A 4,650-nucleotide genomic window follows, 5' to 3' on the forward strand; every position below is an offset into this window, starting at 1 on the left:
TCTTTTCGGCTCGAAAATGAATTTATTGATTTGTTCTGCTGTTCTTACAATCGCCATTTCTTGCTGTTCCGCTTTGAAAACGACTTCCACAACATATTGACCATAAGAAGGGACGATTCGAATCTGTTGTAGCTTTCCTTCTGAAAGGGCTACCTTTCCTAATTTCAGTTGAAAGCTTGTTCCCGGTAACTTGAGAACATTTCCTTCCTTGATTGCTGTGATTTGATTCGTTAAATAACACGTTGTTCTGCCTGTTTTTGATTTATATTTAGGAATCTTTGGTTTACCCGAAAAGCAGCTTGGATTGATTTTATATTTTTTTGACGCTTCAAAAAAACTCTTCCAATCATCAAATACCTTTTTCATTGTTTGTTGATTGGACTGAGACGGCATGGAAGTGTAATCAATCTGCTTCATGACTTTAAATAAGGCATCTACAAAACTATACCCAATGAATGAATGATCTTTGGTTGGCATTTTAAAGAGTTTTAGCTTCGGTTCGATTTCTTTACCATTTTTATCTACTTTCTTAGGTTTTACCATTTCCTTTTCATAGTGTTTTTGTCGAATTTCATTCATTATCGGTAAATATGTTTCGATATCCATCAGTACTTGTAGTTGATTTTCATTTTTCTTTTCTACCTTCAGAGCTGTATATACCTGTCGAACGTAGTAATTTGTAATATTATACAAATTTTTGGCTTTGAAGCAGAGAGAATCACAATATTCGAATAGTTCATGATTTGAATGGATTTGTATTTTATAGGCGCTATACATTCTTTTCACCTCCTTAAAACGGAACATATGTTCTTATTATATCAAATAGGTTGATAGAATACAAAGTATTTGGCCATTTCCAAAAGTAAAATAACAGGTTATATCCCCATATCTGAAGTTAGGGGTTTTACACTGCTTTATGATAAAAAATACTTTTTTCCTGCCAATTCCAGGCCAAATTCCACAGGGACAGAAGATTTCAAGAAGGAAATGTATTATACGAGTCGAATTTCTTATAGGTAATACAAAAAGGAGACTTTAATTTGAAATCTTTGATGAAAGCAAAAATAAACGATTTAGACGAAATAGTTAAAATGGATTCCGAAGTAATTGGTGACGATAGGAGGAGAAAATACATCCAAAAAGCAGTCGAAGAAGAGAGATGCATAGTTATTAAAATAGACGCTTTGATTGTAGGATTTTTAATTTTTGATACTCATTTCTTTGATTGCAGCTTTATTGCTTTAATAATAGTGAAACCAACTGAAAGACGAAAAGGATATGCCACATCACTTATTCAGTATTTTATATATATATATCACCAACTAAGAAAATATTTTCTTCAACCAATCAATCCAACAAAAGAATGCAGGAAGTATTTAAAACAAATGGGTTCATAAAAAGTGGATTTATAGAAAATTTAGATGTAGGAGACCCAGAGATAATTTATTTTAAATCTAAATAATGTTCCAGATGAACTCTTAATGAAATGAAATGAAAATGGACGAAACAGGCACTGGAACGAATAGACAAACGATCATCGGCATAATGATAAAAAAACGATTGGAGTTGATTGCTTTGAGCAATTTTATTCCTGAAAAACTTTCTGTGCAATACAGGACCGGTATTACTATTACGGAACCTGTTATTCCAAGGCGTTACACACTAACTCACTCTGATTTAACTGGTGATTTATTTTTGAACATCGGAATTGATTATGCCTGGGATAAAATCAATCCCATGAGAGATGAAGTATTAGGTGAATGGAAACAAAGAGGAAATTCCTTATTTTATTGTGTTTATTTATCTATCGATCAAGGACAATATAACCAAAATATATCAGCAAAACGCAATGAAATATTTAGACGTGAACTCCCCCTTGCATTAACAGCGATTCGATACGGTGATAGGTTTTTTTTCAACGCATACCCTCATTTAGATCAAGCTCCCCTCATTATTAACTTTATGTCCGCTTATCCTCAGTTTGCAAAACAGGAAAATTGGGGAACCTTCCAAAGTATTACCAGCTAAACGTAATCCTGTTCCGGTTCATTCGTATACAGAGGCCCCTTTTTGTACAGTTCACCGTGACCAGTCCCGGTGCGATTTTTTGTATGTTCAAAATGTGGTTGGATATATTAACATTATACTTTTTGATAACTGGGGGATATAAATGAATTTACAATCTGGAACCTATTATTGGCCCACTACTTTCCCTGATGCTCCATCATACCCAGCACTTGAAGAAGACCTATCTTGTGATGTATTAATTATTGGGGGTGGAAGCTCCGGGGCACAGTGTGCATATTATCTTGCTGATGCTAACTTAGAAGTGGCTGTAATTGAAAAATCAAAAATTGGCAGCGGCAGTACCAGCACGAATACAGCCCTCATTCAATACTCTGGTGAAAAAATGTTTACAGATATGATCAACACTTTTGGAGCAGATTACATAGAAAGGCATTTACAATTATTAAAGGAATCCATTAATGAAATTGAAGCAGCCTCAAAGAACGTCACCATTGATTGTGAGTTCAGCAGAAGAGATACCCTATATTCCGCAAGCTGTGCAGAAGATGTTGAAAGTCTAAAAAAGGAATATGAATTTTTAAAGCAGCATAACTGTGAACTTTCTTTTTTAACAAAGGAAGAGATTGAAGCAAAATATCCATTTAGCAGGGATGCCGCTATTTACTCATATAATGATGCAGAAATTAACCCGTTCCGATTCACCCATGCACTATTGGATTACGCAGCACAAAAAGGAATCCGGATATATGAAAATACGGAAATGAACGGTCACCATTACGATAAAGAACTAGGAAAGATGATTATTTCGACAAAGAGTGGGCATTCAATAAAAGCACGCTATATTATTTTTGCAGCTGGTTATGAAGGAATGGAAATCAAAAAAGAGAAAAAAGCCTCCTTTGTCAGTACATATACGGTAACAACCAATCCAGTCGACGATCTCTCCGAATGGTATAACAGGACACTCATTTGGGAAACCGCCCGTCCCTATTTATTTATGCGTACAACTAAAGATAATCGGATAATTATAGGCGGACTTGATGATAATACTACCTACCCTGAAGATCGTGATAGTAAACTGATTCACAAAAAGAATAAACTGATTGAAGAATTTAATAAAATGTTTCCTACTATTAAAGTAAAGCCAGAATATTACTTAGCTGCATTTTATGGAGGAACATTGGATGGCATTCCGATTATTGGTAAATATGAGGAATATCCTAATAGCTATTTTTTATTTGCCTTTGGTGATAATGGTACGGTTTACAGCCAATTGTTATCGAAGATTATTGTAAAGGAGATTGTTAAAGGGAACTGTCCAGATTTAGCTCTATACTTGCAAGAACGCCCTTTGCTAAACAAAGGATGAAAAATGGGGACGGTTTTGCCTTTAAATTATCGGTCGAACAAAAAGCCAGGCAAACCGCCCCTCCTGGCTCAAGGTCAAATCTATAATTTCTGACGTACTGGTGATTGTAATGGGACAGCAATTTGTAGAGGAGCCGCTCCTAGAGGAATTAATGTAGTTCCAACTGTAGTAAATCCAACAGGAGTGACTCGTGGAGTTTTAGCACCCCCCGAACCAATTTGCAAAACTCCAGCATTGACCATCACACCAATTTGCAAAGTCCTGATATCAAATGTTTGTTTAAGATGTCTATCCATTTTAATCACCTCTTATTAATATATGATTAACAGTTAGGTTCAATTCTGATAATAATCATAATGCCAAAAATTAACCGACAAATTGGTGCAAATAAAGTCGGACGGATACATTCAACTCCTGTTATTCTATTGATGAAAGGAGGTCGTATAAAAATACCACCAATATTGAATTTTCAGTTAGTAGGACAACTTCAAGTTATATTTTGTTCTTAGCTAGATGGGCATGTGATGGTGCCTCTTATTGTATATTTTTAGGAAGCCAATTGGCAGTAATTTAGACTGCGAATAAGCTTCACAAAAGAACAGTACAACATACTAATACTTTAGAGATTTATTTAAAATAAGGTGGTGATCTTTTAAATGTATAATCAGACAGTAACTCCTATGTAAATTATGATCAGCAATTGGACCGTCAATTTCCAAGTTTACCAGCGCCCTCGTTTCCGGGACCATCGGGTTTACCGGGTTTACCGGGTTTACCAGGGCCTGAGTTTCCGGGACCATCAGGTTTACCAGGTCTACCCGGATCACAAATTCCACAAGCTCCAACTGCTCCTCCTCCATCATTTATTCCTCAACAAGCAGCTGCTTCACCATTTGCTGTTGATCCAGGAGCAATTAGGTTGTGCCTGTTTCGTAATACTTTTTTATGGCTTAACAATGGTGAAGGGTTTTGGTTTTATCCCATTTTCGTAGGCCCAAGATCTGTTGCTGGTTTCAGATGGAATGGTTGGTCCTGGATGATTTTTGGTATTGATACAAGGAGAATTATTTCGTTTACGTGTTTTTAAAACAATAATTTTCGAGGGTGATGCTTGAATAAGGGCATCGCCTTTTGCTTGTTTGCATAACTAAACGAATTGTGAAGAATTTCACTTAAAGTTTCGGGTGCTTTACTTTAAGATCAGGCTGCCTTAATTGGCGGCTTTTTATTATGAAACTAACGGCGTTCTTTAA

Annotated in this window: 5 protein-coding genes and 1 pseudogene; 4 read left to right on the forward strand and 2 right to left on the reverse strand. The window is 35.7% G+C overall.

Annotated features, from left to right (window positions below):
- A partial coding sequence (locus BANVL01_RS26340; protein WP_501193479.1) for a nuclease/transposase family protein occupies nt 1-777 on the reverse strand: 777 nt, incomplete at its 3' end.
- A 263-nt stretch (nt 778-1,040) separates the two neighbouring features.
- Here BANVL01_RS26340 and BANVL01_RS26345 point away from each other — a divergent pair.
- The 3 genes and pseudogenes from BANVL01_RS26345 (at nt 1,041) to BANVL01_RS26355 (ending at nt 3,397) form a co-directional block, all read left to right on the forward strand.
- Nucleotides 1,041-1,462, forward strand: a pseudogene (locus BANVL01_RS26345) (GNAT family N-acetyltransferase).
- Nucleotides 1,463-1,575: 113 nt separating this feature from the next.
- On the forward strand, nt 1,576-2,028 hold the full coding sequence (locus BANVL01_RS26350; protein ID WP_066097055.1) for a staygreen family protein: 453 nt from the start codon (nt 1,576-1,578) through the stop codon (nt 2,026-2,028).
- A 142-nt stretch (nt 2,029-2,170) separates the two neighbouring features.
- Nucleotides 2,171-3,397, forward strand: a complete 1,227-nt coding sequence (locus BANVL01_RS26355) for an NAD(P)/FAD-dependent oxidoreductase (protein ID WP_066093007.1) — start codon at nt 2,171-2,173, stop codon at nt 3,395-3,397.
- An 80-nt stretch (nt 3,398-3,477) separates the two neighbouring features.
- On the opposite strand, the gene BANVL01_RS26360 is transcribed toward BANVL01_RS26355, so the two are convergent.
- A complete protein-coding gene (locus BANVL01_RS26360) occupies nt 3,478-3,693 on the reverse strand; it encodes a hypothetical protein (protein ID WP_066093010.1) in 216 nt (71 codons plus the stop codon).
- A 404-nt stretch (nt 3,694-4,097) separates the two neighbouring features.
- Between BANVL01_RS26360 and BANVL01_RS27100 the strand changes: the two genes are divergently transcribed.
- Nucleotides 4,098-4,484: a transporter gene (locus BANVL01_RS27100; RefSeq protein ID WP_082805160.1), complete on the forward strand. Its 387-nt coding sequence runs from the start codon at nt 4,098-4,100 to the stop codon at nt 4,482-4,484.
- The last annotated feature ends 166 nt before the right edge of the window (nt 4,485-4,650 follow it).

It is taken from the genome of Neobacillus novalis NBRC 102450, assembly GCF_001591805.1.
Lineage (GTDB): Bacteria > Bacillota > Bacilli > Bacillales > Cytobacillaceae > Neobacillus > Neobacillus novalis.